The organism is Phaeobacter piscinae, assembly GCF_002407245.1.
GTDB lineage: Bacteria > Pseudomonadota > Alphaproteobacteria > Rhodobacterales > Rhodobacteraceae > Phaeobacter > Phaeobacter piscinae.
The window spans coordinates 2,042,287-2,065,187 of the sequence record NZ_CP010681.1 but is presented as its reverse complement, the minus strand read 5'-3'; the positions used below and the strand labels follow the sequence as shown (position 1 = coordinate 2,065,187).

At 61.3% G+C, this 22,901-nt stretch carries 25 protein-coding genes; 13 read left to right on the top strand and 12 right to left on the bottom strand.

Annotation, left to right across the window (positions count from 1 at the left end):
* Positions 1-45: 45 nt before the first annotated feature.
* Together phaeop14_RS09670 and phaeop14_RS09665 are read left to right on the top strand one after the other, a co-directional pair.
* Positions 46-1,464, top strand: coding sequence for a pyridoxal phosphate-dependent decarboxylase family protein (locus phaeop14_RS09670; RefSeq protein WP_096789402.1), 1,419 nt, complete (start codon positions 46-48; stop codon positions 1,462-1,464).
* A 99-nt stretch (positions 1,465-1,563) separates the two neighbouring features.
* The gene (locus phaeop14_RS09665) at positions 1,564-2,172 is read left to right on the top strand and encodes a peroxidase-related enzyme (protein ID WP_096789401.1); all 609 of its coding nucleotides are present in this window, start codon (positions 1,564-1,566) and stop codon (positions 2,170-2,172) included.
* A gap of 39 nt (positions 2,173-2,211) precedes the next feature.
* Here phaeop14_RS09665 and phaeop14_RS09660 read toward each other — a convergent pair whose 3' ends face one another.
* Positions 2,212-2,946, bottom strand: a complete 735-nt coding sequence (locus tag phaeop14_RS09660; RefSeq protein WP_096789400.1) for a DUF2461 domain-containing protein — start codon at positions 2,944-2,946, stop codon at positions 2,212-2,214.
* Between the two features lie 167 nt (positions 2,947-3,113).
* Between phaeop14_RS09660 and phaeop14_RS09655 the strand changes: the two genes are divergently transcribed.
* On the top strand, positions 3,114-4,508 hold the full coding sequence (locus phaeop14_RS09655) for an MATE family efflux transporter (protein WP_096789399.1): 1,395 nt from the start codon (positions 3,114-3,116) through the stop codon (positions 4,506-4,508).
* 1,076 nt (positions 4,509-5,584) lie between these two features.
* Here phaeop14_RS09655 and phaeop14_RS09650 read toward each other — a convergent pair.
* The 3 genes from phaeop14_RS09650 to phaeop14_RS09640 form a co-directional block, all read right to left on the bottom strand.
* Positions 5,585-6,451, bottom strand: coding sequence for a delta-class carbonic anhydrase (locus phaeop14_RS09650; protein WP_040170859.1), 867 nt, complete (start codon positions 6,449-6,451; stop codon positions 5,585-5,587).
* A 377-nt stretch (positions 6,452-6,828) separates the two neighbouring features.
* On the bottom strand, positions 6,829-7,260 hold the full coding sequence (locus phaeop14_RS09645; RefSeq protein ID WP_040170485.1) for a hypothetical protein: 432 nt from the start codon (positions 7,258-7,260) through the stop codon (positions 6,829-6,831).
* 14 nt (positions 7,261-7,274) lie between these two features.
* Positions 7,275-8,477, bottom strand: coding sequence for a pyridoxal phosphate-dependent aminotransferase (locus phaeop14_RS09640; RefSeq protein WP_040179982.1), 1,203 nt, complete (start codon positions 8,475-8,477; stop codon positions 7,275-7,277).
* A gap of 109 nt (positions 8,478-8,586) precedes the next feature.
* Between phaeop14_RS09640 and phaeop14_RS09635 the strand changes: the two genes are divergently transcribed.
* From phaeop14_RS09635 to phaeop14_RS09625, 3 genes are all read left to right on the top strand, one after another.
* Positions 8,587-8,982 (top strand): helix-turn-helix domain-containing protein, encoded by a 396-nt coding sequence (locus tag phaeop14_RS09635; RefSeq protein WP_040170488.1) that lies wholly within the window; start codon positions 8,587-8,589, stop codon positions 8,980-8,982.
* Positions 8,979-9,239 carry a succinate dehydrogenase assembly factor 2 gene (locus tag phaeop14_RS09630; RefSeq protein ID WP_040170489.1) on the top strand — a complete coding sequence of 87 codons (261 nt, stop codon included), beginning with the start codon at positions 8,979-8,981 and terminating at the stop codon, positions 9,237-9,239. Before phaeop14_RS09635 ends, phaeop14_RS09630 begins: the two co-directional genes overlap by 4 nt.
* 73 nt (positions 9,240-9,312) lie before the next feature.
* Complete coding sequence (locus phaeop14_RS09625) at positions 9,313-9,810, top strand: MarR family winged helix-turn-helix transcriptional regulator (protein WP_175304819.1); 498 nt, start codon at positions 9,313-9,315, stop codon at positions 9,808-9,810.
* 563 nt (positions 9,811-10,373) lie between these two features.
* On the opposite strand, the gene phaeop14_RS09620 is transcribed toward phaeop14_RS09625, so the two are convergent.
* The 3 genes from phaeop14_RS09620 to phaeop14_RS09610 all read right to left on the bottom strand — a co-directional run bounded on the left by phaeop14_RS09620 (position 10,374) and on the right by phaeop14_RS09610 (position 13,302).
* The gene (locus tag phaeop14_RS09620) at positions 10,374-10,802 is read right to left on the bottom strand and encodes a VOC family protein (protein ID WP_096706279.1); all 429 of its coding nucleotides are present in this window, start codon (positions 10,800-10,802) and stop codon (positions 10,374-10,376) included.
* Positions 10,803-10,934: 132 nt separating this feature from the next.
* Positions 10,935-12,359 carry a hypothetical protein gene (locus phaeop14_RS09615; RefSeq protein ID WP_096789397.1) on the bottom strand — a complete coding sequence of 475 codons (1,425 nt, stop codon included), beginning with the start codon at positions 12,357-12,359 and terminating at the stop codon, positions 10,935-10,937.
* Between the two features lie 4 nt (positions 12,360-12,363).
* The gene (locus phaeop14_RS09610) at positions 12,364-13,302 is read right to left on the bottom strand and encodes a hypothetical protein (RefSeq protein ID WP_040170494.1); all 939 of its coding nucleotides are present in this window, start codon (positions 13,300-13,302) and stop codon (positions 12,364-12,366) included.
* A gap of 310 nt (positions 13,303-13,612) precedes the next feature.
* On the opposite strand from phaeop14_RS09610, the gene phaeop14_RS09605 reads away from it, so the two are divergent.
* Both phaeop14_RS09605 and phaeop14_RS09600 read left to right on the top strand, forming a co-directional pair.
* Positions 13,613-14,446: a thymidylate synthase gene (locus phaeop14_RS09605; protein ID WP_096789396.1), complete on the top strand. Its 834-nt coding sequence runs from the start codon at positions 13,613-13,615 to the stop codon at positions 14,444-14,446.
* A gap of 12 nt (positions 14,447-14,458) precedes the next feature.
* The gene (locus phaeop14_RS09600) at positions 14,459-14,935 is read left to right on the top strand and encodes a dihydrofolate reductase (protein WP_096789395.1); all 477 of its coding nucleotides are present in this window, start codon (positions 14,459-14,461) and stop codon (positions 14,933-14,935) included.
* 429 nt (positions 14,936-15,364) lie between these two features.
* On the opposite strand, the gene phaeop14_RS19880 is transcribed toward phaeop14_RS09600, so the two are convergent.
* The 5 genes from phaeop14_RS19880 to phaeop14_RS09575 form a co-directional block, all read right to left on the bottom strand.
* Complete coding sequence (locus phaeop14_RS19880; protein ID WP_244905744.1) at positions 15,365-15,523, bottom strand: aminopeptidase P family N-terminal domain-containing protein; 159 nt, start codon at positions 15,521-15,523, stop codon at positions 15,365-15,367.
* A 92-nt stretch (positions 15,524-15,615) separates the two neighbouring features.
* Entirely contained in the window at positions 15,616-16,410 is a 795-nt protein-coding gene (locus phaeop14_RS09590) for a maleate cis-trans isomerase family protein (RefSeq protein WP_096789394.1), read from the bottom strand.
* Positions 16,411-16,461: 51 nt separating this feature from the next.
* Complete coding sequence (locus tag phaeop14_RS09585; protein WP_096789393.1) at positions 16,462-16,884, bottom strand: carboxymuconolactone decarboxylase family protein; 423 nt, start codon at positions 16,882-16,884, stop codon at positions 16,462-16,464.
* Positions 16,885-16,895: 11 nt separating this feature from the next.
* Entirely contained in the window at positions 16,896-17,189 is a 294-nt protein-coding gene (locus tag phaeop14_RS09580; protein WP_096789392.1) for a DUF1330 domain-containing protein, read from the bottom strand.
* Positions 17,182-17,892 (bottom strand): GntR family transcriptional regulator, encoded by a 711-nt coding sequence (locus tag phaeop14_RS09575; protein ID WP_096789391.1) that lies wholly within the window; start codon positions 17,890-17,892, stop codon positions 17,182-17,184. The genes phaeop14_RS09580 and phaeop14_RS09575 overlap by 8 nt, the downstream gene beginning before the upstream one ends.
* A gap of 100 nt (positions 17,893-17,992) precedes the next feature.
* Between phaeop14_RS09575 and phaeop14_RS09570 the strand changes: the two genes are divergently transcribed.
* The 5 genes from phaeop14_RS09570 to phaeop14_RS09550 are packed head-to-tail and all read left to right on the top strand — an operon-like array spanning position 17,993 to position 22,824.
* Positions 17,993-18,595: an amino acid synthesis family protein gene (locus tag phaeop14_RS09570; RefSeq protein ID WP_096789390.1), complete on the top strand. Its 603-nt coding sequence runs from the start codon at positions 17,993-17,995 to the stop codon at positions 18,593-18,595.
* Positions 18,567-19,385, top strand: coding sequence for an alpha/beta fold hydrolase (locus tag phaeop14_RS09565; RefSeq protein WP_096789389.1), 819 nt, complete (start codon positions 18,567-18,569; stop codon positions 19,383-19,385). The genes phaeop14_RS09570 and phaeop14_RS09565 overlap by 29 nt, the downstream gene beginning before the upstream one ends.
* Positions 19,372-20,295 (top strand): flavin reductase, encoded by a 924-nt coding sequence (locus phaeop14_RS09560; protein ID WP_096789388.1) that lies wholly within the window; start codon positions 19,372-19,374, stop codon positions 20,293-20,295. The genes phaeop14_RS09565 and phaeop14_RS09560 overlap by 14 nt, the downstream gene beginning before the upstream one ends.
* Before the next feature lie 13 nt (positions 20,296-20,308).
* The gene (locus phaeop14_RS09555) at positions 20,309-21,346 is read left to right on the top strand and encodes an LLM class flavin-dependent oxidoreductase (protein ID WP_096789387.1); all 1,038 of its coding nucleotides are present in this window, start codon (positions 20,309-20,311) and stop codon (positions 21,344-21,346) included.
* 11 nt (positions 21,347-21,357) lie between these two features.
* Positions 21,358-22,824: an aldehyde dehydrogenase gene (locus phaeop14_RS09550; RefSeq protein WP_096789386.1), complete on the top strand. Its 1,467-nt coding sequence runs from the start codon at positions 21,358-21,360 to the stop codon at positions 22,822-22,824.
* The last annotated feature ends 77 nt before the right edge of the window (positions 22,825-22,901 follow it).

Sequence of the window (22,901 nt, the reverse complement as noted above, 5' to 3'; positions counted from 1 at the left end):
TGCGGGCTACACCTCAGGCCAGAGGTTGGCAGGAGGAGAGCGCAGGTGGCTGGGACTGGGATCAAGACGCAGGATTGGGCAGCGTTTCGGGCGGAGGCGCAGCGGATGCTGGAGGCGGCCCTGGATCAGATGCAGGAGGCGGCAGAACGCCCGTGGCAACCGGTGCCCGGCGACATTGACGCGCGTTATGCCATCAGGGCCGAGGCGCAGGGGCCAGAGCAGACCGTCGACCGGATCATTGCGGATGTGCTGCCGTATCATGGCGGCAATATTCATCCCCGGTTCTGGGGCTGGGTGCAGGGATCTGGCTTGGCCAGCGACCTGATCGCCGCGCTGGCGGCGGCAGCGGTCAATGCCAATATGGGCGGGCGGGATCACGGCGCGAACTATATGGAACGTGCGGTCGTTGACTGGACGCGGGCCAAGATGGGGATGCCGGAGGGCGCCAGCGGCATTCTGGTGACCGGCACCTCGCAGGCGACGGTGATTGCCTGTCAGGCGGCGCGGCTCAGGGTCATGAAGGATCTGCGCAAACAGGGACAGGGCGATGTCCGGCTCACGGCCTATGCGGGGGAAGGCGTGCACAACGCCACGCTGAAGGCGGTGGAACTGTTGGGTATCGGTTCGGACAATCTGCGCAAGGTGCCTTTGGTCGGTGGGCAGATGGACTGTTTTGCATTGGCCCGGATGGTGGCAGAGGACAGGGCCGCAGGGGCGCTGCCCTTTCTGGTGGTGGGCACGGCGGGATCGGTGGATCTGGGGCTGTTTGACGATCTGAACGCGCTGGCGGATGCGGCGGCGGCGCTGGGGCTGTGGCTGCATGTGGATGGGGCGTTTGGCGCCTGGACACGAATTGCGGATGAGCCGTACCGGTCGTTGTCCGACGGGATCGGGCGGGCTGACAGTATCGCGCTGGATTTTCACAAGTGGATGTATGTGGGCTACGACTGCGGCATGGCGCTGTTGCGCAATGAGGATGAGCACCGGGCGGCCTTTGCCGCGCGGCCATCCTATCTGGAGGGGGCCGAGCGCGGGCTGGCAGGTGGCGAGCCTTGGTTCTGCGACTACGGCATTGATCTCAGCCGGGGCAATCGGGCGTTGAAGGTCTGGACGGCGCTGGAAACCTATGGCGAGGCGGCATTCTGCGAGGCGATCACTGGCAATTGTGCGCTGGCCGCAGCGATGGCGGCAGAGGTGGAGGCGCAGCCGCTGATGGCGCTTGGCGCGCCGGTGGTCTCCAATATCTGCGTGTTCACGGCGCGCTGTGATCTGGCGCCAGAGACGCAATCGCAGGTGAACGCGGAGATTGCCCAGACCCTGCAGGAAAGCGGCGAGGCGGTGTTCTCCACCACACGGATGGACGGCCGGGTGATGCTGCGTGCCGCCATCACCAACCATCGCAGCCGCCCGGCGGACGTGGATGCAGCCATTGCCGCAGTCGCGCGGGAGGCCGCACGGGTCTAGCGGCCGAGCCCAGAGACATCAGCGACAGGATCGGTGTTTTTCGCTTCCATCGCGGTGGGCAACGGCTACTCTGCGCGACGGACAAGCAGGGAGAGCCACATGGCCTGGATCAAGACCATTCCATTTGACGCAGCAACCGGCAAGCTGAAGACGCTGTACGACCGGGTGACCGGACCGGGCGGCAATGTCGATAACATCATGATGATGCACAGCCTGCGCCCGCAGTCGATGGAAGGGCATATGGCGCTGTATAAGGCGGTGCTGCACCACAGCGGCAACAGCCTGCCGAAATGGTATCTGGAGGTGCTGGGCGTCTGGGTGTCCTCGCTGAATGACTGCGGCTATTGCGTTGAGCATCACTTTGCCGGGTTGCAGCGGCTGTTGCGGGACGCGCCGCGCGGCGCAGCCATCCGCGCCGCCATCGAGGCGCGCAACCCTCAGCTGGCACCGCTTGAAGCTGCGGAGCGCGCCGGAATGGTCTATGCGCGCAAATTGACCGAAGCACCGGCTGCCGTGATTGAGGCGGATATCAACGCTCTGCGCGCGGCGGGGCTGGATGATGGGCAGATCCTGGAGATCAATCAGGTCACCGCCTATTTTTCTTACGCCAATCGCACCGTGCTGGGGCTTGGCTGTTCGACCAGGGGTGATGTGCTGGGGCTGAGCCCCAACAACAGCGAGAACCCGGAGGATTGGGGTCATAGCTGAGCGCGCCTGACTGGCTGGCCAGGGCCGCGTCAGACCGGGCTAGGCCGCAACAGGATCGGCAAGGATCGGCTGCAGCAGCGCAAACAGCGGCGCCAGCACAAGGGCGGCGCTGCAGACTGCGGCCACGGGATCCGGCGGCGGCGTAAGCGCCACATTGCGCCAGAGCGTCAGCGATTTGCGTCGCAGCAGATCGGCATGGGGATGGCTCTGCCCATGCGGTGAGGGCACGCGTTTCAACTCTGGTGCCTTGGGCTGAAACCCCTTGAGGGCGAGGATATCCATCAGCGCCGCCATCTCATCGGCAAAGCCACTGTCGCGGGGGTTGGGATGCCCCGCGACCTGCGCCAGCCCGGCGGTGGGATAGCTCCGCGTCAGCGGCTGCCCCGCAACCGCATCCCGCCAACGGCTGAGCGCGCTGCCGTTCAGGCCCATGATGCCGCCGCCGATGCGCACGCCATCGGGATCAATGCCAAAGAACACCCCGCAGCCGGGGGTCTGCGGCAGCTGCCACAGCAGATGCAAATGAGTGTGATAGGGGGTCTTGTCCTTGGAAAAACGCAAATCGCGCTGGGGGCGGAAGAGTTTGCCTTGAATGCCGGGATGATGCGGGCGCAGATAATCCGCGACTGCTTGCAAAAGCGCCTCAGCCGGGTGGCGCAACTCTGCGTCGTAGCGCGCCTTGTGGGACTGGAACCAATCCCGCGTGTTACTCTCCGCCAGCTCCGCGAGAAAGGCCTGTGCGTCGGGGATCAGCTGGCGTGTGATATCGGACATGCAAAGGCTCCTTGCGGTGGGCTGGCTCTGGCAGAAGCCTAACACAGGTGCGGCACAGCGCGGGCATTGGAAACTGCAATCCCGGACCGGCTGAGAGCAAGAGGCCGACAGCGACCATCGGTAAGATCAGACTTGCCGTTGTGCCGGTCGATGCCTAAGGCTGGGGTATGACACAGAGAATACCCCCGCCCGCCCCGAATACCCTTCTTGGCCACAGTCGCGCGATTGCGGTGCTGGGGCTGCCGTTGATCGGCGGCCATGTGGCGCAGTTCGCCATCGGCCTGACCGATACGGTGATGCTGGGCTGGTACGGGGTGGAGGCGCTGGCGGCGGTGACGCTGGGGTCGACCTATTTCTTCACGATTTTTCTGCTGGGTTCCGGTTTTGCCTTTGCGGTGATGCCGATGGTGGCCGCTGCCGCAGGCGCCGGTGAGGAGCGCCAGATCCGCCGAAGCACCCGTATGGCGCTGTGGCTGTCGCTGGCCTATGGGCTGTTGGTGATGCCGCTGTTGTGGTGGTCGGAGCCGATCCTGTTGCTGCTGGGGCAGGAGGCGGAGGTGGCCCATGGCGCGGCGGAGTATCTGCGGATCGCGGGCTGGGCGCTGTTTCCGGCGCTGCTTTATATGGTGCTGAAGAGCTACTTGGCCGCGCTGGAGCGGACCCAGATCGTGCTGTGGGTGTCGGTTCTGGCGGCGGCGCTGAATGCGCTCATCAACTATATGCTGATCTTTGGCAATTGGGGCGCGCCGGAACTGGGGGTGACCGGGGCGGCGCTGGCCTCGCTGGCGACCAATGTTTTTGCCTGCATCTTTGTGCTGATTTACGCGCTGAAGGCGCTGCCAGAACATGAGCTGTTGAAGAATTTCCAGCGTCCCGACTGGGAGATGCTGAGCCGGGTGCTGCGTCTGGGCCTGCCAATTGGTCTGACCAACCTCAGCGAGACCAGCCTGTTTGCCGCCTCGGCGATGATGATGGGCTGGCTTGGCACCGTGGCGCTGGGCGCACATGGTATTGCGCTGTCTCTGGGCGGGCTGGCGTTCATGATGCATCTGGGGCTGTCCAATGCGGCGACGATCCGGGCCGGCAATGCCTTTGGTCGTGGCGACCGGGACCATATGGCGCGCGGCGCGCGCGTGGTGATGGCGATGTCGCTGGGGCTGTCGGTGCTGGGGATGATCCTGTTTCTAGCGGTGCCCGAGGCGCTGATTTCGCTGTTCCTGTCGCCGGATGACCCGGACCGGGCCGAAATCGTGCTGATCGGCAGCGTGCTCTTGGCGGCGGCGGCGCTGTTTCAGCTGATGGACGGGATGCAGGTGATCGCGCTGGGGCTGCTGCGCGGGGTGCAGGACACCGGCGTGCCGATGGTGATTGCGGCGCTCAGCTATTGGGCGGTTGGGATCCCGGCGTCGTATCTCCTCGGCTTTACCTTCGACATGGGCGGGCTTGGGGTCTGGCTGGGTCTGGTGCTGGGTCTGACGGCGGCGGGGGTGTTCCTGATGATCCGGTTCTGGCGCCGCTCGATCAAGCTGGTCGGCACATCGAATACCGCCGCCGCGCGGTAGCGGGCAGCCATCGAGCCACTGTGCTGTGGAGGTGCGCGCCCCCTGTGCCATCGCGCCGGTATTTCGAGCTGAGATTTGCGAGGAGACCTGTGGGCGCCGTATGTGCGGAATGTCGGAAGTGCGGACGAAGCAGGCTATCGCTGCAAGTGTGCCGATGACTGCTTTCAAACTCGCGAACCTCTCAACAAAACGTCCAACTAAGGCGAGGGGAATAATTGTCGAAGTTGTTTTAAATTCTCTTTTTGCTGGAGCATAAGAAAATCTGGCGCCGTCAAACGCAAATCACTATTGAACTGCAAAATCCGTAGATCATAGGACAGATCTCGCAGAGCCTATTCTAAGTGCTTCTTTTTTCGAATGGCCGCTCGACCTAGATTCAGCACCAAAACGACAGCGCCGCAAAACCCGATTACTAAGGCCAGTCCCAGTCGCACACATTCGTCACTGTTGAGATTTGCGGCGTCTCGTAGGTCTCCAAGATCAATTTCATTGTTACCAAGCCAGTAAAGTGTCGCAGTCAAAAAAAACAAAATAAATATGAGATTATAGGAACCATACCCCAAGTAAACGACGGTTAAAGAAATTCCTATTGAGCCTACACACAAGGCCAACAGGCGGGTGGTTGTCAGCAACTGTGTCTCGCAACTAGTATCAAGCCCTATGGAGTAAGGCGAATGGTAGCCTGAAGCCGCTAGTAGCACCCCAGACACGCCGAATATCAGTATAGGCATTGCCAGGATTCTCGCAGCTAGTCTCGCTACTCTAAACATCGGGTATTACAATCTACTCTATTGGCTGTTGAAAGTCGTTGATGTGTTTGACGGCCAGCAGTTGCTGGATGCCAAAGGAGTGGCGTTAGGATTTCTCACATAGAAAATCCATAAGCAAGTGACTGCGTCTCTGAAGCAGCCGTTCATTCCAGCGACAGAAAACGGGGACTCAGGGCTCAAAGCCAACAATGTGCTCTGAGCCCAGACTGTTATGTCCCAGCGTCCTATCCTGTGGAGCGCTGCTTCTTCTGCGCCCCCCTTGCGGGAAGGTGTTTCGCTGCCGCCTTTGGTGGCAGCTGCGATGGGTCAGTTGCTGATGGGGGACAGCAGATCCGGGTTGGTGACCAGATTGCGGACGCCGTGGGCGTGGGTTTCGATAAAATGGTTGTGCGCCAGCCACGTGCCGACACTCTGGATATTGACCTTCATCACCTTGGGCCGGACGCTCCAGGTCACTTGAAATGGCGAGCCTTTGGTATTGTAGCCCGGCCCGGTGGTGGAGCCTGCATAGCGTACTGGGGTGCCGGTGTTGCTGGGGATGTTCTGCGCCTGATAGAGATTGTTACGGACCGTCAGGCGGGTCAGCTCCTCGAAATCGGCGGCGCTGGGGTCATTGACCAGGACATAGACCTGGGCCTCCACCCGCAGTTGCGGGTTGCCGATGGCCTCACTCAGGCAGGCGCCAAGCGTCGGGCCGGGGGTCACCTGCGCGGTGGTGTGGACGTAATGCACCTCGATCGTATCACCGGGCACCAGGTCGCCGTGACCACCATCCGCGCCGATGGGGCTGTCCAGCGGGGCCAGTTCAGCCTCTGTCAGGGGGCCGTCGTATTGATAGCCGCTGCCGTAACCCTTGCCATCGCCATTGCCTGCGTAGGTGGTGAATTCACCGCCGCGATGTTCGGCGTTCTCGTGAAAATGGATATTGCAGAGGTTCATTTGCGATGCCGGCGGTGCCTCCGCAAAGAAGCGCAGGTTATGTCCTTCGGCGGCGTCGATATCGCGGGGCGATTGCGGGCCAAAGCCTGCGCCAAAGGTGGACATGGCTAGCGCGGCGCGTTGCCTGTCCATCTCGCCGTCTTTTGCTGTTTCCGACGTGTCGGCGGATGTTTCTGCACCATGGGCGAAGGCCAGGGCAGCAGCGAGGGCTACAATCGAACGATATGACGGCATCATGGATCCTATTTTGACTGAACACTACTGGTAACGGTGACGGCAGCGGCGCAGTAATACCGGTTCAGAACATGGGGTCGGGGAGATCCTGCACACTACGCACTGCCGCATTGGTTCATACTTTGAGTGTGTGACGATTACATTAATCGCTTATAGGTTGTTTATTCGGTTCGCTGCAGGTGACACTCTGGCCGCGTGCTAGCGGGCACAGGTCAACCAGCGATGAGGGGGGGTGTTTGCAACGGACCCCGCGCCGAGGGATCGGGCGCGGACTTGATTGGGGCGTGGCGAGCCCAGGTCGCGGAACGCTCAGATCGCGGTGGACCCTACCGCCGGACACGAAGGGCGGTTTAGAGGGCTGGTAGATTGGCTGGCTTTTAAGGGCGTTCCGGCTTCTGATTGCTTCGTTGGACTTTGACCAGCCGATCGGCCTTCTTTCGCACCAGCACCGAGCGCAGATCATGCATCGCCAGCAGCATCTGGTCAGTGATCTCTTCCAACTGTTCGTCGCTGGCCTTGCTCTGGGCCCAATGGGCGGTGAGATTCAGGTGGTCGATCGCGCGGTGGATGTCATCCATATCCCGCGCCGCCAGGGTGCGGCTGCGTTGCGCCATCCAGTCGCGGATGGCACTCAGATCTTCAGGGCTGAGGGAGCGGTCGCCATGTGGGCGGATCTCGCCACTGCGCAGCTTAACCACGGCGATCTGCTCCATATCCAGCCGTCGCTGCCGGTTCTCGCCGTCGACGCGAAACACAAAGGCGCCGTTGTCGCGCACGCGAAAGTAATAGTCTGGCAGGGCGGCGGGCATCTGGGGGCCTCCGGTCAGCGCAACGCGGCGCAGAAGGCCTGAATGCGGCGGCAGGCTTCGGTCAGGATTTCATCCGAGGCCGCGTAGCTGATGCGGAAGTTCGGCGACAACCCATAGGCAGCGCCATGTACCACAGCGACATCGGCCTCTTCCAGAAGCGCCTTGGCAAAGGCCTCGTCATCGGTGATCGCAACGCCCCCGGCAGAGGTCCGCCCGATCAGCCCGGCAATCGACGGGTAGACGTAGAAAGCGCCATCTGGAACCGGGCAGGCGACACCGTCGATCGTGCTCAGCAACGAGATCACCAGATCCCGCCGACGGCGGAAGACAGCGGTATTGGGCAGGAGATAATCTTGGGTGCCGTTCAGCGCTTCAACCGCCGCCCATTGGCTGATGGTGCAGGGGTTGGAGGTGGATTGCGACTGGATCTTGCGCATGGCATCAATCAGCGGCTTTGGCCCCGCCGCATAGCCGATCCGCCATCCGGTCATCGCATAGGCTTTGGAGACGCCATTACAGGTGAGCGTGCGGTCATACAGCTGCGGCTCAATCTGCGCCGGAGTGCAGAAGGTGAAATCGTCAAACACCAGGTGCTCATACATGTCATCGCTCATTACCCAGACATGGGGATGGCGCAGCAACACGTCGGTCAGCGCCTTCAGCTCCTGCGCATGATATCCCGCTCCGGTGGGATTGGAGGGGGAATTGAAAATGAACCATTTGGTCTTGGGCGAAAGGGCCGCCTCAAGCTGCTCCGGGGTGATCTTGAACCCGGTTTCCAGCGTTGATTCCACACAGACAGGGGTGCCGCCCGCCAGCCGTACCATGTCAGGGTAGGATACCCAGTAGGGGGCAGGAATGACCACCTCGTCGCCGGGGTTCAGCGTCGCCATCAGCGCATTATAGAGGATCTGTTTGCCGCCGGTGCCTACTGAAACCTGCGCGGGGGTATATTCCAACCCATTGTCGCGGGAGAATTTATCGCAGACCGCTTGCTTCAGCTCGGCGATGCCATCGGGGGCGGTGTATTTGGTCTTGCCTGCCTGGATGGCGCGGATCGCCGCCTCCTTGATATTGTCGGGGGTGTCGAAATCTGGCTCCCCGGCGCTCAGCCCGATCACATCGCGGCCCGCAGCGCGCAATTCCCCGGCCAGCGTGGTGATCGCGATGGAGGGGGACGGTTTGACGCGGGCGAGGCTATCGGACAGGAATTGCATGGAAAGACCTCTGTTTGAATGTCATATAGAACTGTCATAGGGTGCCGCTAACTGTCGATCAAGCGCGATCAAAGGGCAGGCAAACCGATAGGCCAACAGGAGCGGGCAAATGAGCAACGACGACATGAATTGGTATGGTCCGGAGGCCGCAACCTTTGGTGACCGTGTGGCGGCTGCGCGGGATGCTGCGGGCATGACACAGGCACAGCTGGCGCGCCGGCTGGGGATCAAAAAGGCGACGCTGGCCGGCTGGGAACAGGACCTGTCGGAGCCGCGTGCCAACAAGCTGTCGATGATGGCGGGGCTGTTGAATGTATCCATGCGCTGGCTTCTGACCGGTGAGGGCGAGGGCATGGAAGCCCCGGCTGGCGAACAGGTGCCGCAGGATCTGGCAGCGGTCATGACTGAACTGCGCCAGCTGCGCGAAGAGCTGCGCGGCAATGCTGACCGGGCGGCGCGGCTGGAGAAACGTCTGCGTCTGGTGATGGAAGGCAGCGTTCAATGAGTGAGCTGCCCGCCCATCGTCTGAAACGGCTGCAGATGCGGTCCATGCGCCGGGGGATCAAGGAGATGGACATTCTCCTGTCTGCCTATGCCGAACGGAACCTGGCTGGGATGGCCCCGGCTGAGCTGGATCTCTATGATCTGCTGTTGCAGGAAAACGATCAGGATCTCTACCAGTGGGTGACGGGTCAGGTGGCCGCCCCGGCGCAGTTCGCTGCGCTGGTTGGCGGCATATCGCAAATCCATCAAAAAGAATAAAATTTCAGCTTAACGGATTTTTCGGGAATTTTCTGCATTGTGACCCGCAGACACCATCGAGTCGGAGATGCGGATGAGTATGGAAATGCCAATTGGCCAGCAGGACACCAAAGGGTTCATGACTGGCTATCTTGAGGCGCTTGCAATGGTTGAGCGTCTTCACCGTCTGCTGCTGGACGTGATCAAGGACGAGTTTGAGCGCGTGGGCGTGCTGGAGATTAATGCGGTCCAGGCGCTGTTGCTGTTCAATATCGGCAACAACGAAGTCACGGCAGGCGAATTGAAATCACGCGGCTATTATCAGGGCAGCAACGTCAGCTATAACCTGAAGAAACTGGTCGAAATGGGCTATATGCACCACCAGCGTTGCGAAATTGATCGCCGCTCGGTGCGGGTTCGCCTGACGGAGCGCGGTCGTGAAATCCGCGATATCGTTGCAGCCTTGTTCTCGCGCCATGCCGAAGGCCTGGAAGGCAAAGATGTGATCAGCAGCGAAGGGATCGCGGATATCACAGCCTCGCTTAAGCGCGTTGAGCGCTACTGGTCAGACCAAATCCGTTACATTTACTAAGCATTTTTTGCAGACCTAAATGGTTCTTTCCTTATCGGTCGCAACGCATATCATGCATCGGCAGAACGCCGTATCTCTGCGATATGCTTGACCCGTTTGATTTGCTGCCAGGCAGCTGATCTGACCAAGCCACACCGATGCCAGCCGTGCAGAATGCCGGATGTGTGATCGGATCTGGGGACCAGAAGGCCCATCAGGCTTGGCATCTGTTTTGAGTGATCGCAGCGTAGCTGAAACACCACCGGGGCAACCGGCTGGTGCGTTTTGGCGTGGGGTGATGTGCCCTTGCTGAGTGTCGGTGAGGTGCTGACTGATATCTGGCCCTAGCGGTGCATTTTAGGAGCTGAGAGTGCGATGGCAGACAGATTCGGTTCATCAGGATCTGCACGGGTATCCGGCCTGATCCGCTGGTGCGCCTGTGGCCCATGACAGCAGTGACAGCGCGGTGCATGATACCACAGGGCAGGTCGAAAGCGCGATCCGCCCTGTGGTTTCAGTGATCAGCAGCTCTAAGCAGACCAGCAGTCAGACTTACCAACTGCCAGGCTTGCCAACTGCTAAGCTCACCAGCTGCCGGTGTTTTCCATGCTGGCCCAAGGCTCTGCCGGGTCCAGCGAGTCGCCGTTTTGCAGCAGCTCGATCGAGATGTTGTCGGGAGAGCGCACAAAGGCCATGTGCCCATCGCGCGGGGGGCGATTGATGGTCACGCCATTGTCCATCAGATGCTGGCAGGTGGCATAGATATCATCAACACCATAGGCCAGATGGCCAAAATGACGGCTGTCGCTGGGCAGCGCGTCGTCGCCATCCCAATTATAAGTCAGCTCAATCGGGGTGTCCTCCTGGCCTTCGGCCGCCATGAAGATCAGCGAGAAGCGCCCCTTTTCGCTGTCATAGCGTTTGGTCTCCTTGAGGCCCAGCAATTCGTAAAAGGCCATGGATTTTTCCAGATCTTTGACGCGAACCATTGTGTGCAGATATTTCAGCGGCATCGGTGTCTTCCTTATATCAGGACGGCTGACCCTAGGGGCGTGGCGTCCGTGTCGTCTATCTCAGGCTCCTGACCATAATGCGTCCACTGCCAGTGACCAGAGCGATTGCGGGATTGAAGCGCGAATTAGAGTTTAAAACTTGGACTGGATGCCGAGGGAGAGAGACAATTCACGGGACTGGAAGCGGCTGTGATTGCTGTCTTTCTTGCCAGCGCGCAGGCGCAGTGTTGGGGCAAAGCCTGCGTAGTCATACTCCTCAAAGAACAGGTTCACATCGGCGTAAAGCGACGTGTCCTCGCGCCCGTCAGGCAGGTAGCGGGCGGGAAAGCCCGCAATAAACTGCGGATAATCAGAACGCCCCAGGATCAACCCGGTGCTGATTTTGGCCGGTCCCAGAGGTTTGGAAAACTGATACCCCAGTCGCAGCGTCGCGGTACGATTGGAGGTGTTCACATGGCCCGAACGGGTGTCGCGCAGAGCAACGCTCAGATTGATCTGGTCGCCGTTCAGCAGCTTGCGATTGACCCGCGCACCAAGGCCGAAGACCTCGCCGTCCTGTGAGGGGCCGCGCGCATCCAGCCGCTGCTCTGCCATGCCATCCAGCGTCAGGCCGGTACGGGCCGAAACCTGCCAGCTGCGCCGGGCGGTCAGCTTGACCAGATCGTAACTCTTTTCGCCGCCATACCAGGCGGTGCCAAAGCTGAGGCCAAGCGCGGCTGAGCCCTGACGCTCCTGCGGGCCAACAGCAAAGGCATGGGTCAGAGAAATCTCGCCATAGGTGGAACCAAACTCGCTGTTGCGGGGCACCGTGGTGCCGGATTGCTGCGCAAGGGTGGCGGCCTTGGCCTTGGCATCCGAGGACAGCGCCACCCGCTGCACATAGGTGCGGGCGCTCAGCGTGGTGAGGCTGGTATCGCTTTGCTGCAGGCGGCGGCTGATCGACATATCGAGCACCCCTACCGTGCCCTCCAGCGCAACCGAGCGCGGCCCAAAGCGGCCCAGCGTCGGCACCCCGTCGATTACCTCCAACGTGCTGTCGGCGCCATTGTTGACGTTGTTGGAGGGCTTCAACTCCCCGCGCAGCTGGAACGACCAGGGGTTGATGCGCCGCAGCACCTTATAGTCAGCGGCAATGCGTTTTTCGCTAATCTCATCAGGGGCGTGAACAGCGGTGCGGCGCAGCCAGACCTGGGCGAGGGTGGGGCGGGCGTCCTGCACGGCCAGTCGCGCTGCCAGCTGTGCGGCGCGGAATTTCCCGGCACTGTCCGGCGCAAAGCGGTAGGCGCGCGCGGCGGAGCGGCGCCCCGCGCCGGGCGATTTCAGCTGCGCCTGCGCGGCGGCGCGCAGATACCACGCCAGATGATCCCGCCGGTCCGCCCGCAACAGGGCGCGGGTCAGATCCAGCGTCAGCTCGGGTTTGCCGGTGCCAAGCGAATGCGCCGCCAGCAGGCGACCCTGCTCAAGGCTCAGATGCTGTTCAGGGGTCGGCTCTGCCGCAGCGGCTGGCGCCGCAGCAAGCAGCGCCAGAGTGAGGGCTGCGGCCAGGGGGTGCCGCATGGGATCAGGGAACCGGCTGATCGCAGACGGCTGAGCTGTCGGCGGTGCCGCATTGGCCCAGAACGAAGATCCCGTATTCCTCGATGCCATCAATGCCTTCGACGTGGTTCTGAGCGAACACCGATCCGGCAACGGATGTGGCGTCGGTCCCGGCAAAGATGCCGCCATAAGTGCCGACATTGGTGCGGGTGCTGTTAACGACCTGCGATGCAGTCCCGGTGAAGGTGCCATTGGCATCAATCGCGGTGGGGGCCAGATCCAGTGTCACCAGCGTTTGCGGCGCGCCGCCATCGACGACTGGCTCAATCTGGCGGTTGTAGATGGTGCCATTGACGATGTTGTCGCCAAAATCTGCGTTGACGAAGGCATCGCCGGTCACCTCAGCGGTCTGGGCTGGGCGCACATCAGCGGGGGTGCCGGGGGTGACAGGCAGCAGATCGCCGCCGTCGCCTGCGATATTCATCAGGCCCACATAGGTGCCGGCATAGCTGACCACGCCGCCGGAGGCGACGTCACCGGTTGGGGCGGAATAGCCGCCGCGACGGCCATAGCTGGTACCAGCGAAGTAATAGGAGAACTGACCGCCGGTTGCGACCGCTACGGCAAAGGCGCCGTCTTCGATTTCGCGGACATAGGCGGTGACGTGACGGTCAAGCGAGCTGTCCTGCGCGGTGTAGGCTTCATAGCCCTGCCGGTCGAGCGCCGGGCGGCGGCGGTAGCTGGCGGAAAACGGGGTGTCATCGAGGCTGAGCCCGGTGATCACCAAAGTGCCCGCAGCTGCGTCATAAGCGACGCTGTCGACATCGGAGGCCAACACTTCGGGTACAATCGGATCGGTGGTGGTGCCTCCATCGGTGCTGTCATCGGTGTCAAAGGGGTTTGTCCCCCCGCCACAGGCTGACAGAAGGGTGGCTGCCGCAAGTCCTAGCATTGCCCGCTTCATTTGAACTGACCTCAAAATTTCTTTGTTTGCGGCAGTGTCTTGTCATGGTTGCGGAAAGTCAATTGAATTGCCGTGTCGGTCGCGCTGTGGCCGCGGGAGCGTGGCGGTTCGGTGACCTTTTTTTGCGCAGGTGCTGTGGCGGGAGCAAGCGGGCTTGGCGGCGCGGGATTTGTGCGATGGGATCGGTCAATAAGGCGCCGTGATACGGTCGCCTAACCCTTGAGATCAGTGGCGTGGGCAGGCTAGACAGGAGGCACTTCGCGGGGGTCGGCAGCCCCCGCGCGAAGATGATCACGAGGGGGAGGTCACCATGCGCCAGTACCACGAGGCCTTGCAGTATATACTGGACCACGGCGAGGCGAGCAGCGACCGGACCGGCACCGGCACCCTATCCTGTTTCGGGATGCAGACCCGCTATCCGCTCGCGGATGGGTTTCCGCTTGTGACCACCAAGAAGCTGCATCTGCGCTCAATCATTCATGAACTGCTGTGGTTCTTGTCCGGCGATACCAATATCGGCTACCTCAAGGACAATGGTGTGTCGATCTGGGACGAATGGGCGGATGAGAATGGCGATCTGGGGCCGGTCTATGGCCATCAGTGGCGGCATTTCCCGCGGCTGGAGCTGGCGGAGGGCACGACCGGGGAGGAACCGCTCTATCGTGCGGGCACAGTGGATCAAATCGCCAATCTGGTGGAGATGATCCGCAATAGCCCCGACAGTCGGCGCCTGATTGTGACCGCCTGGAACCCTGCGGATGTGCCCGATATGGCGCTGCCACCCTGTCATACGCTGTGGCAGGTGCGGGTGCAGGGGCGGCGGATGCATCTTCAGCTGTATCAGCGGTCTGCAGATATGTTTCTGGGCGTGCCTTTCAACATCGCCTCTTATGCGCTGCTGCTGAAAATGCTGGCGCATGTGACCGGCTATGAGGCGGGGGATTTCATTCACACCATCGGTGACGCGCATATCTATTCCAATCATATGGATCAGGTGAATCTGCAATTGTCACGCGAGCCGCAGCCGCTGCCGGAGCTGCGCATCAACCGCGAGGTTCCTTCCATTTTTGAGTTCAAATACGAGGATTTCGACGTGCTGAATTACACCCCGGACCCGGGCATCAAGGCCCCGGTCGCGGTTTGAGAAAGGACTGAGATGATCACGCTTATTGTTGCCCGCGACCAGAATGGCGCCATTGGCAAGGACAACACGATCCCTTGGCATGCGCCGGAGGACCTGAAGTCTTTTCAGCGCGAAACGCTGGGCGGGGCATTGATCATGGGGCGCAATACCTGGGATAGCCTGCCGGTGAAGCCGTTGAAAAACCGGCTTAATCTGGTGGTGTCCTCGGATCCTGAGGCCGCCGATCTGGTCTATCCCAGCATTGAGGCGGCGCTGGCGGAGGCGCGCGCACAGGGCTATCACCGCATTTATGGCATTGGCGGGGCTGGTATTTACAAGGGCATGATGGAGATGGCCGACCGGATGCTGATCACCGAAGTCGAGACAGAGGTGGCGGATGCCGACACTTTTTTCCCCAGCTTTCAGGCTGGTGAATGGGGGATCTCCAGCCAGACCGAGATCCGCAGTGAGGCTCCGGCCTGTGTGGTGGTGGAATATCTGCGTCGTTAAGGGCTGACGGGCGTTGAGGTCGCTGAGACAGCAGCCTCTGACCAGCACAAGGGTGGGCCAGCTTCGCTTACCGTTAGGTAGCCAATAGATCACGGGCAGCTCAGCTGCGGATTTCACCATCCGAAGGCCCTGCACGAGATGCGTGGCATCGTGGATATGCAGATCGGGCAGAGGGGCCATCAGCCGTTCCCAATCGCCGAGCGGCATCCTCAGATGGGTTTCATGCCCCTTCATAACGCCCAAGTTGCGAAGCGGAGACAGCGCCTCCGTGAGCAAGCTGATGCCATCATCCTGAGGGGCGGGCGCAGACCAGGTGCGGATATCGTCGATCCAGCTGCGGCGCATCAGGCTGGCGTCGATTTCGGGAATAAGGGCAATCGGCTTGCCACTGGCGGGGATCAGCGCGAACCACGGGCGCGTCGGGCTTTGTCAGAACAGGGTCTGAAAGCCGTTAAAATACTGCACCTCCGGTTCGCTCATCACCAAAATCGCGTCCAGACCGGCCTCCGCCATGCGGCTCTGGGCAAGCTGGGTGCGGGCGGCGTATTCGGCCTCGGGAAAGCTGCGTAGGGCAGGGGCTGGGGTCATGGGGGCCTCTTTGGTGGTGCGATAATGGTGCGATTGCCTGTCGGGGCGGTGTCCCCGTGAGAGGGGCCAGCGTGAAGGGGAGGAAAAACTGGCTAGAGTGTTGGCGTCAGTGCCCGGCCCGGATGGTTGAACAGTTGGCCAAAGCCATTGAGCTGATCCGCGATCCCGGCCCGGCGCAGGCAAGACCACATCAGCGCCTGATTGGAGGTGATCACCGGCTTACCTGCGGCCTGTTCGATCTCCTCCACCACTTCCAACGTGCGCGTGCCGCTGCAAGAGAGGAAAATCGCATCCGCGTCCGGCTGGTCGATTTCCAGCGCGAATTCCTTCCAATAGTCGGGTTCCACCTGACCAAATTCCACACCGGTTTCCAACTGCAGCCCCTGAATGTCGAGGATATCAAACCCCGCAGCCAGCAGATACTCGGCCTCGGCGGTGTTGATATCATCGAGGTACGGCGTGCCCACCACGATCCGTTTTGCACCCACCTCGCGCAGGGCATCCATCACGCCGGTGACGATGGACATGGGCCGGGTATAGGGTGCGCCCTTGTGGATCTCGCGAAAGACGTTTTCCTCCCGGCAGACGATGGACCCTGAGGTGCAGCAATAGGCAATCACCGCAGGTTTCATGTCCGGTTGCAGACGCCCGGCTGCGTCGGCCATGTGATCGATATGACGCGCCAGCGTTTCATTGGTGGTATAGTCATCCGTTCTGAGCCGGGTGATATGCACGCCGACGCCTTCGGGTGCCATGGCGAAGAGATCCGCCTCACAGGCGAGATCCGTGGACATCAGAATGAAGCCGAGACTGGCGCGATGGGCCGTGCCCTTGCCCATCCATGGTGTGCGGGGGCGGGACTGAACGGTTTGACCGGATCTGAACATTAGCAGAGTACGCTCCTGCGTGGGGGTGGATGAGGGGCTAGTCGATGTGGTTCAGGGCTGCTCATGTTGATCGAGAACGGCTTTGGCGGCACGGAAACACTCAAGACCCTGCGGGACGCCGCAATAGATCGCAACCGCATGAATAATGGCGCGGATTTCTTCGCGGCTGACACCGTTGTTCAATGCGCCCCGGCAATGCAGTTCCCATTCGTGCATCTTGCCAAGGGCGCCGATCATGGCGAGGTTCATCATCGAGCGGGTCTTGGCATCAATCGTCTCATCGCCCCAGCCAAATCCCCAGCACCAGGCTGTCATGGCTTCTTGGAACGGGCGGGTAAAGTCATCGGCGGCGGCGAGGTTGTTTTCGACATACGCGGCACCAAGGGTCGCCTTGCGTTGCTCCAGACCTTTCAGGAACAGGTCTTCGTCAAAGCTGCTGGCTTGCGGCGCGGCGTCAGAGGGCGTGTTGCTCATTTGGGCGTCCTTTAAGTGTCCAATCCTTCGACGATAGCGATCTGCGCGGAGCAGGCGGCCTGTCGGTGGGTGCGGGCGGATTGGTATTCGGGCGAGTGGTAGCAGGCGAGGGCGGTGGCCTTACTGTCGAATTCGATGACGACATGACGTTGATAGGCTGTGCCCTCCAGCGTCTCCGCCGCGCCACCCCGTGCCAGAAACCGCGCGCCATATCTGGCAAAGGCCGCAGGCGCCTGCTGTTGATAGCCCGCATAGCGATCAGGATCGGTGACTGTGACAAAGGCGATCCAATATCCTTTAGCCATTTGGCGTCTCTTTAGCTGTTGGCGCAGGGTCTTTCAGGAACCGCTGCGCAGTTTGGGCCGCGTCGGCAATATGCGCTTCAACCGCTTTGCGCGCCCTGTCCGGGTCGCGGCTGAGAATGGCATCATGGATCGCGGTCATATGGCTCATCCCTGAGGTTTCGCGGTCCTTTGCCGCGATGGTCAAGGCCCGCAACCGGCTGATCCGCCCATTCAGGCGCTGCACGATGTCCCAGGCAATGCTGTGGCCCGCCTCCATAAAGATAAGCTGATAAAAATCAGTCGTTGCGCGCAGCAGGTTGCTCCACTCGGTATCGGCCATTGTGGCCTCCACCGTATCAAGCGCGCGGGTCAGCTTGCCAGCGAATGCCGGTCTTTGTTGCATGGCGCAGGCGGCAGCAGCGGACCCTTCCAGCTGGCGGCGCACGTCGTAGATCTGGCGGGCCTGATCCCAAGAGAGCCGCGCAACGACCGGTCCGCGATTGGGGATGATCTCGACCAGCCCCTCTGCCTCAAGATAGCGAATCGTTTCGCGCACGACGGTCCGGCTGACGCCGAGCTGATCGCAGAGCGGGCGCTCCACCAACCGTTCACCGGGCGCAAAATGTCCGTCGATGATGGCCTCGCGCATCCGGTCCTGCACAATATCTCGCAGAGTTTGCGGCGCCTTGTCGATTTTTCGGAGCGTTGTCTGAGGGCTGTCCATGGCTTTCTCATAACAACCGAGTCTGGTTGCGGCAAGTATGATTGACATATCGTATAATGGTATACCATGATACCAGAAGATTGCCGCTTAGGAGACCCTTATGCCCGCTGCCATTCGCAAAACGCTGCTTTATGTCGAAAACACATTGATCGAAGGGGGCAAGACCGCGCCCAGCCCGCTCACCATGATCGCGGCCATGGCAGTGATTCAGAACCCATGGGCAGGACAGGGATTTGTCGAGGATCTGGGGCCGCAGATCCGGGACTGCGCGCCGGGCTTGGGCCTTTTGCTGACCGAGATGATTCTGGAGGCGGCAGGCGGCGGCGACCGGGTCGAAGGTTATGGGAAATCCGCGATTGTCGGCCTCAATGGTGAGGTCGAACACGCCTCGGCGCTGATCCACACGCTGCAATTCGGCAACCATTATCGCAACGCGGTGGGGGCAAAATCCTACCTGTCATTCTGCAACACCCGCGGACCTGCCAATGCGCCGTTGATGATTCCGCTGATGGACAAGAACGACGGGGGCAAGCGATCCCACTACCTGACGATCCAGACGGCTGTCGCGGATGCGCCAGCCGCTGATGAGATCCTGATTGCGCTGGGAGCCTCTATCGGGGGCCGTCCGCACCATCGGATCGGCGACCGCTATCAGGATTTGAAAGAGCTTGGCCATGACGTCGACAATCCTGCAGCTGTCTGAGGCTGGACGCACGGTCGCCCTGCGGGATACGGGGGCGGGCGCGCCGCTGGTCCTGCTGCATGGCGTCGGTATGCAATCCGCCGCCTGGGGGCCGCAGATTGCGGATCTGAGCCGGAGCCACCGGGTCATCGCGCTGGATCTGCCCGGACATGGCGGCAGTGATCCGCTGCCTAGTGGGAGTGAGCTGCCCGATTATGTCGCTTGGCTGAAGGCAGTGGTGCAGTCGCTGGATCTCGGTTCTGTCAGTCTGGCAGGACATTCAATGGGGGCGTTAATCGCGACTGGCTTTGCTGTAGAGCGCCCTGCAATGACCCGCCGGGTGGCACTGCTGAATGGGGTCTACCGACGCACGCCGCAGGCACGGGCGGCTGTGCTCGCCCGTGCTGCCGAAATCGGGGCTGGTCAGCTGGATCTGGCAACGCCGTTGGCACGCTGGTTTGGTGAGACGCCTGCTGACATCAGCGCCCGCGACCGGGTTGCGGGCTGGCTGGGGACGGTTGATCCAGCAGGCTATGCCACCGCCTACAGCGCTTTTGCGCGGGGGGATGCGACCTATGCCCACCGTCTGAGAGAGATCGCCTGCCCCTTCCTCGCCGTCACCGGCGATGGTGATCCCAATTCCACCCCGGCCATGGCGCAGGAGATGGCCGCGCAGGCGCAGCACGGACGCGCCATCGTCATAACCGGCCATCGTCATATGGTGAATCTGACAGCGCCTGATGTGGTCACCGCTCATCTGCGCGACTGGCTGGCAACCGCCCCTGAGGAGACGTATCATGACATCGCTTGATCCGCGCGCCTTGCGCCATGCCTTTGGCAGTTTCATGACCGGTGTAACGGTTGTGACCTCCCATGACCAAAGCGGCCAGCCGATTGGCTTTACTGCCAATTCCTTTACCTCCGTCTCGCTTGATCCGCCGCTGGTGCTGGTGTGCTTGGCCAACCAGTCGCGCAACTATGATGCGCTGGTCAACGGTGCTGGGTTTGCGGTGAATGTGCTGGCGGAAACTCAGATAGAGATTTCCAATACATTCGCCCGCCCGACTGAGGACCGCTTTGCCGGTCTCGATTGGCGGCCCGGTCCCGCTGGATCGCCTCTGATCGACGGGGTGTCTTCTTGGTTCGATTGCAGCCTGCACAAGACGGTTGAGGCGGGCGATCATGTGATCCTGATTGGTGAAGTGAAAGCCTTTGATGTCAGCCCACATCCGGGTTTGGGCTATGCGCGCGGCGCCTACGTCACGGCGGCCACCACAGCGGAACCTGCCGGAACCGGCCCCGATCTGGTGGTCTCCGCCCTGATCGAACGCGACGGCGAGGTGCTGCTGGTCGATGATGGCCAGGGCGGTGCGACCCTACCGGAGGCGCTGGCTGGTCCCGATGGTGCCGCTGCCACGGTGCGCCAGTTGATTGCCGATACCGGGCTCACGGCTGAGCCGGGCTTTGTCTATTCGGTGTTTGAGGATGTTGCGCGCAAACGCCAGCATATCGCCTTTCTCTGTCAGGCAGGGGCAGGTGCGCCGACGCGCGGAACCTTTGTGCCGCTGGCGCAGGACGGGGCGGCTGAAGCAGGTCTTGAGGACATCAGCGACCCCGCGATCCTGACCATGCTGGAGCGGTTCGCCCGCGAGGCAGCATTGGGGGATTTTGGGATCTATTCCGGCAATCAACGCAGCGGCGAAATCCGCCAGATCGCATAACGGCAGGTGACACATGCGCTTTTCTCTGTTTGTACATATGGAACGGACCTCGGCGGAACAGGATCAAAAGCGGCTCTACGATGAGTTCGTCGCCTTGGCCAAGATTGCCGACGATGGCGGTATGCACGCAGTCTGGACCGGAGAGCATCACGGGATGGATTTCACCATCGCGCCAAACCCGTTTCTGAATCTTGTCGATCTGGCGCGCCAGACCAGAAATGTGCGGTTGGGAACCGGCACGATCATCGCGCCTTTCTGGCATCCAATCCGCCTTGCGGGGGAGGCGGCGATGACCGATCTGATCACCGAAGGGCGGTTGGAACTTGGCATCGCGCGCGGCGCCTATAGTTACGAATACGAACGGATGGTGCCGGGGATGGATGCCTGGGACGCAGGCCAGCGGATGCGGGAGCTGATACCGGCGATCCAGGGGTTGTGGCGGGGCGACTACGCACAAGAGGGCACCTATCATTCCTTCCCGGCCACGACATCCTCACCCAAGCCGCGACAGGAAAACGGCCCCCCGATCTGGGTCGCAGCGCGCGACCCCAACAGCCATGAATTTGCCGTCGCCAATGGCTGCCATGTGCAGGTGACGCCGCTGTGGCAAGGGGATGAGGAGATCACCCGGCTGATTGAGACGTTCAACGACGCCTGCGCCAAATACCCTGACGTGCAGCGCCCGGATATCATGCTGTTGAACCACACCTATATTGCCGCAGATGCCGCCGATGCGCAGCAGGCGGCGGAAGAAATCAACCGGTTTTATTGCTACTTCGGCGCCTGGTTCAAAAACGAGCGCCCGGTGTCGCAGGGGCTGATCGCGCCGTTGAGCGAAGCGGAAATCGCGGCCCATCCGTTCTATTCGCCGGAGGCGATGCTGCGTGACAATGTGATCGCCACCGCCGAAGATGCGATTGCCCGGATCCGGGGCTATGAGGCGCTGGGGTATGATGAATACAGTTTCTGGATCGACAGCGGGATGAGTTTTGAGCGTAAGAAAGCTTCGCTTGAGCGGTTCATCCGTGATGTTATGCCAGCCTTTGCCTGAAGGGGATCACCATGCAGCAGTTCCAGCAATATATCGGCGGGGTGTTTTCCGACGGCTCTGCCCGTTTTGAGAGCCGCGATCCAGCAAGCGGAGAGGTTTGGGCGATGATGCCTGAGGCCCGCAAGGCCGATGTGGAGGCCGCGGTTGCAGCAGCGCGCGCGGCCTTCCACGCGCCGGGTTGGGCGGGCATGACCGCCACTGCGCGCGGCAAGCTGCTTTTTCGGCTGGCCGATTTGATTGCCGAGAATGCAGAGACTCTGGCCCTGTTGGAGACCCGTGATACTGGCAAGATCATTCGCGAAACCTCCGCCCAGATTGCCTATGTAGCCGACTACTACCGTTACTATGCTGGACTAGCAGACAAGATCGAAGGCGCCCATCTGCCGATTGACAAACCGGATATGGAGGTCTGGCTGCGCCGCGAACCGCTTGGGGTGGTGGCAGCCGTGGTGCCGTGGAATTCGCAGCTGTTTTTGGCGGCGGTCAAGATTGGCCCGGCACTGGCAGCAGGCTGTACCGTGGTGTTGAAGGCATCTGAGGAGGGGCCGGCACCGCTGCTGGAGTTTGCCCGGATCTTTGATCAGGCCGGGTTTCCGGCGGGGGTTTTGAACGTCATCACCGGATTTGGCGCCGATTGTGGCGCGGTGCTGACTTCCCATCCTGGGATTGATCACGTGGCATTTACCGGCGGGCCGGAGACCGCGCGCCATGTGGTGCGCAATTCAGCCGAGAACCTCGCCTCCACCTCTCTGGAACTGGGCGGAAAATCCCCCTTCATCGTGTTTGAGGATGCAGATATCGACAGCGCGGTCAATGCGCAGGTCTCTGGGATTTTTGCCGCGACAGGGCAAAGTTGCGTGGCCGGGTCTCGACTGATCATATCCAATCAAATCAAGGCGCAGTTTCTGCACCGGTTGAAAGAAAAAGCCGAGAACATCCGCATTGGTGCGCCAGAGCTACCCGAGACCGAGATTGGACCGCTTTGCACCGGTGCCCAGCTCAGCCGGGCCGAGGAACTGATCTTTGCCTCCTTGGCCGCTGGGGCGCAGCTTGTCACAGGCGGTCAGCGGTTGGAGCAAGGGGGGTATTTCTTTCCGCCGACCATACTCGATTGCTCTGAGGCCCCCGAGGCGCCCTGTTTGCGGGAGGAATTCTTTGGCCCGGTCCTGTCGGTGCGCGGGTTCGACACCGAGGCCGAGGCGCTGGCGCTGGCCAATGACACTGACCATGGCCTTGCATCTGGCGTCTTCACCCGAGATCTCACCCGCGCGCATCGGATGATCCGGGGCATTCGGGCCGGCATTGTCTGGGTCAATACCTATCGTGCCGTCAGCCCGATTGCGCCCTTTGGCGGGCAGGGGCTGTCAGGCCATGGGCGCGAGGGCGGATTGCAGGCTGCGCTGGATTACACAAGGATCAAAACGGTCTGGCTGCGCACCAGTGACGCGCCCATTCCGGATCCCTTTGTCATGCGGTGATCGCAGGGTGGCCGACAAGCAGACCGGTGCTGACGGGGTCATTCGATCGCGCGGCAGGCTGCGCCCGAGGGTCAACC

Coding starts and splice junctions, on each gene's coding strand:
- phaeop14_RS09570 (WP_096789390.1), top strand. CDS start 17,993: ATGCCCGCTGCCATTCGCAAAACGCTGCTTTATGTCGAAAACACATTG.
- phaeop14_RS09555 (WP_096789387.1), top strand. CDS start 20,309: ATGCGCTTTTCTCTGTTTGTACATATGGAACGGACCTCGGCGGAACAG.
- phaeop14_RS19880 (WP_244905744.1), bottom strand. CDS start 15,523: ATGACCCCAGCCCCTGCCCTACGCAGCTTTCCCGAGGCCGAATACGCC.
- phaeop14_RS09660 (WP_096789400.1), bottom strand. CDS start 2,946: ATGTCCGATATCACACGCCAGCTGATCCCCGACGCACAGGCCTTTCTC.
- phaeop14_RS09615 (WP_096789397.1), bottom strand. CDS start 12,359: ATGCGGCACCCCCTGGCCGCAGCCCTCACTCTGGCGCTGCTTGCTGCG.
- phaeop14_RS09650 (WP_040170859.1), bottom strand. CDS start 6,451: ATGCCGTCATATCGTTCGATTGTAGCCCTCGCTGCTGCCCTGGCCTTC.
- phaeop14_RS09635 (WP_040170488.1), top strand. CDS start 8,587: ATGAGCAACGACGACATGAATTGGTATGGTCCGGAGGCCGCAACCTTT.
- phaeop14_RS09630 (WP_040170489.1), top strand. CDS start 8,979: ATGAGTGAGCTGCCCGCCCATCGTCTGAAACGGCTGCAGATGCGGTCC.
- phaeop14_RS09560 (WP_096789388.1), top strand. CDS start 19,372: ATGACATCGCTTGATCCGCGCGCCTTGCGCCATGCCTTTGGCAGTTTC.
- phaeop14_RS09600 (WP_096789395.1), top strand. CDS start 14,459: ATGATCACGCTTATTGTTGCCCGCGACCAGAATGGCGCCATTGGCAAG.
- phaeop14_RS09625 (WP_175304819.1), top strand. CDS start 9,313: ATGAGTATGGAAATGCCAATTGGCCAGCAGGACACCAAAGGGTTCATG.
- phaeop14_RS09610 (WP_040170494.1), bottom strand. CDS start 13,302: ATGAAGCGGGCAATGCTAGGACTTGCGGCAGCCACCCTTCTGTCAGCC.
- phaeop14_RS09580 (WP_096789392.1), bottom strand. CDS start 17,189: ATGGCTAAAGGATATTGGATCGCCTTTGTCACAGTCACCGATCCTGAT.
- phaeop14_RS09665 (WP_096789401.1), top strand. CDS start 1,564: ATGGCCTGGATCAAGACCATTCCATTTGACGCAGCAACCGGCAAGCTG.
- phaeop14_RS09575 (WP_096789391.1), bottom strand. CDS start 17,892: ATGGACAGCCCTCAGACAACGCTCCGAAAAATCGACAAGGCGCCGCAA.
- phaeop14_RS09585 (WP_096789393.1), bottom strand. CDS start 16,884: ATGAGCAACACGCCCTCTGACGCCGCGCCGCAAGCCAGCAGCTTTGAC.
- phaeop14_RS09590 (WP_096789394.1), bottom strand. CDS start 16,410: ATGTTCAGATCCGGTCAAACCGTTCAGTCCCGCCCCCGCACACCATGG.
- phaeop14_RS09645 (WP_040170485.1), bottom strand. CDS start 7,260: ATGCCCGCCGCCCTGCCAGACTATTACTTTCGCGTGCGCGACAACGGC.
- phaeop14_RS09550 (WP_096789386.1), top strand. CDS start 21,358: ATGCAGCAGTTCCAGCAATATATCGGCGGGGTGTTTTCCGACGGCTCT.
- phaeop14_RS09620 (WP_096706279.1), bottom strand. CDS start 10,802: ATGCCGCTGAAATATCTGCACACAATGGTTCGCGTCAAAGATCTGGAA.
- phaeop14_RS09565 (WP_096789389.1), top strand. CDS start 18,567: ATGACGTCGACAATCCTGCAGCTGTCTGAGGCTGGACGCACGGTCGCC.
- phaeop14_RS09655 (WP_096789399.1), top strand. CDS start 3,114: ATGACACAGAGAATACCCCCGCCCGCCCCGAATACCCTTCTTGGCCAC.
- phaeop14_RS09605 (WP_096789396.1), top strand. CDS start 13,613: ATGCGCCAGTACCACGAGGCCTTGCAGTATATACTGGACCACGGCGAG.
- phaeop14_RS09640 (WP_040179982.1), bottom strand. CDS start 8,477: ATGCAATTCCTGTCCGATAGCCTCGCCCGCGTCAAACCGTCCCCCTCC.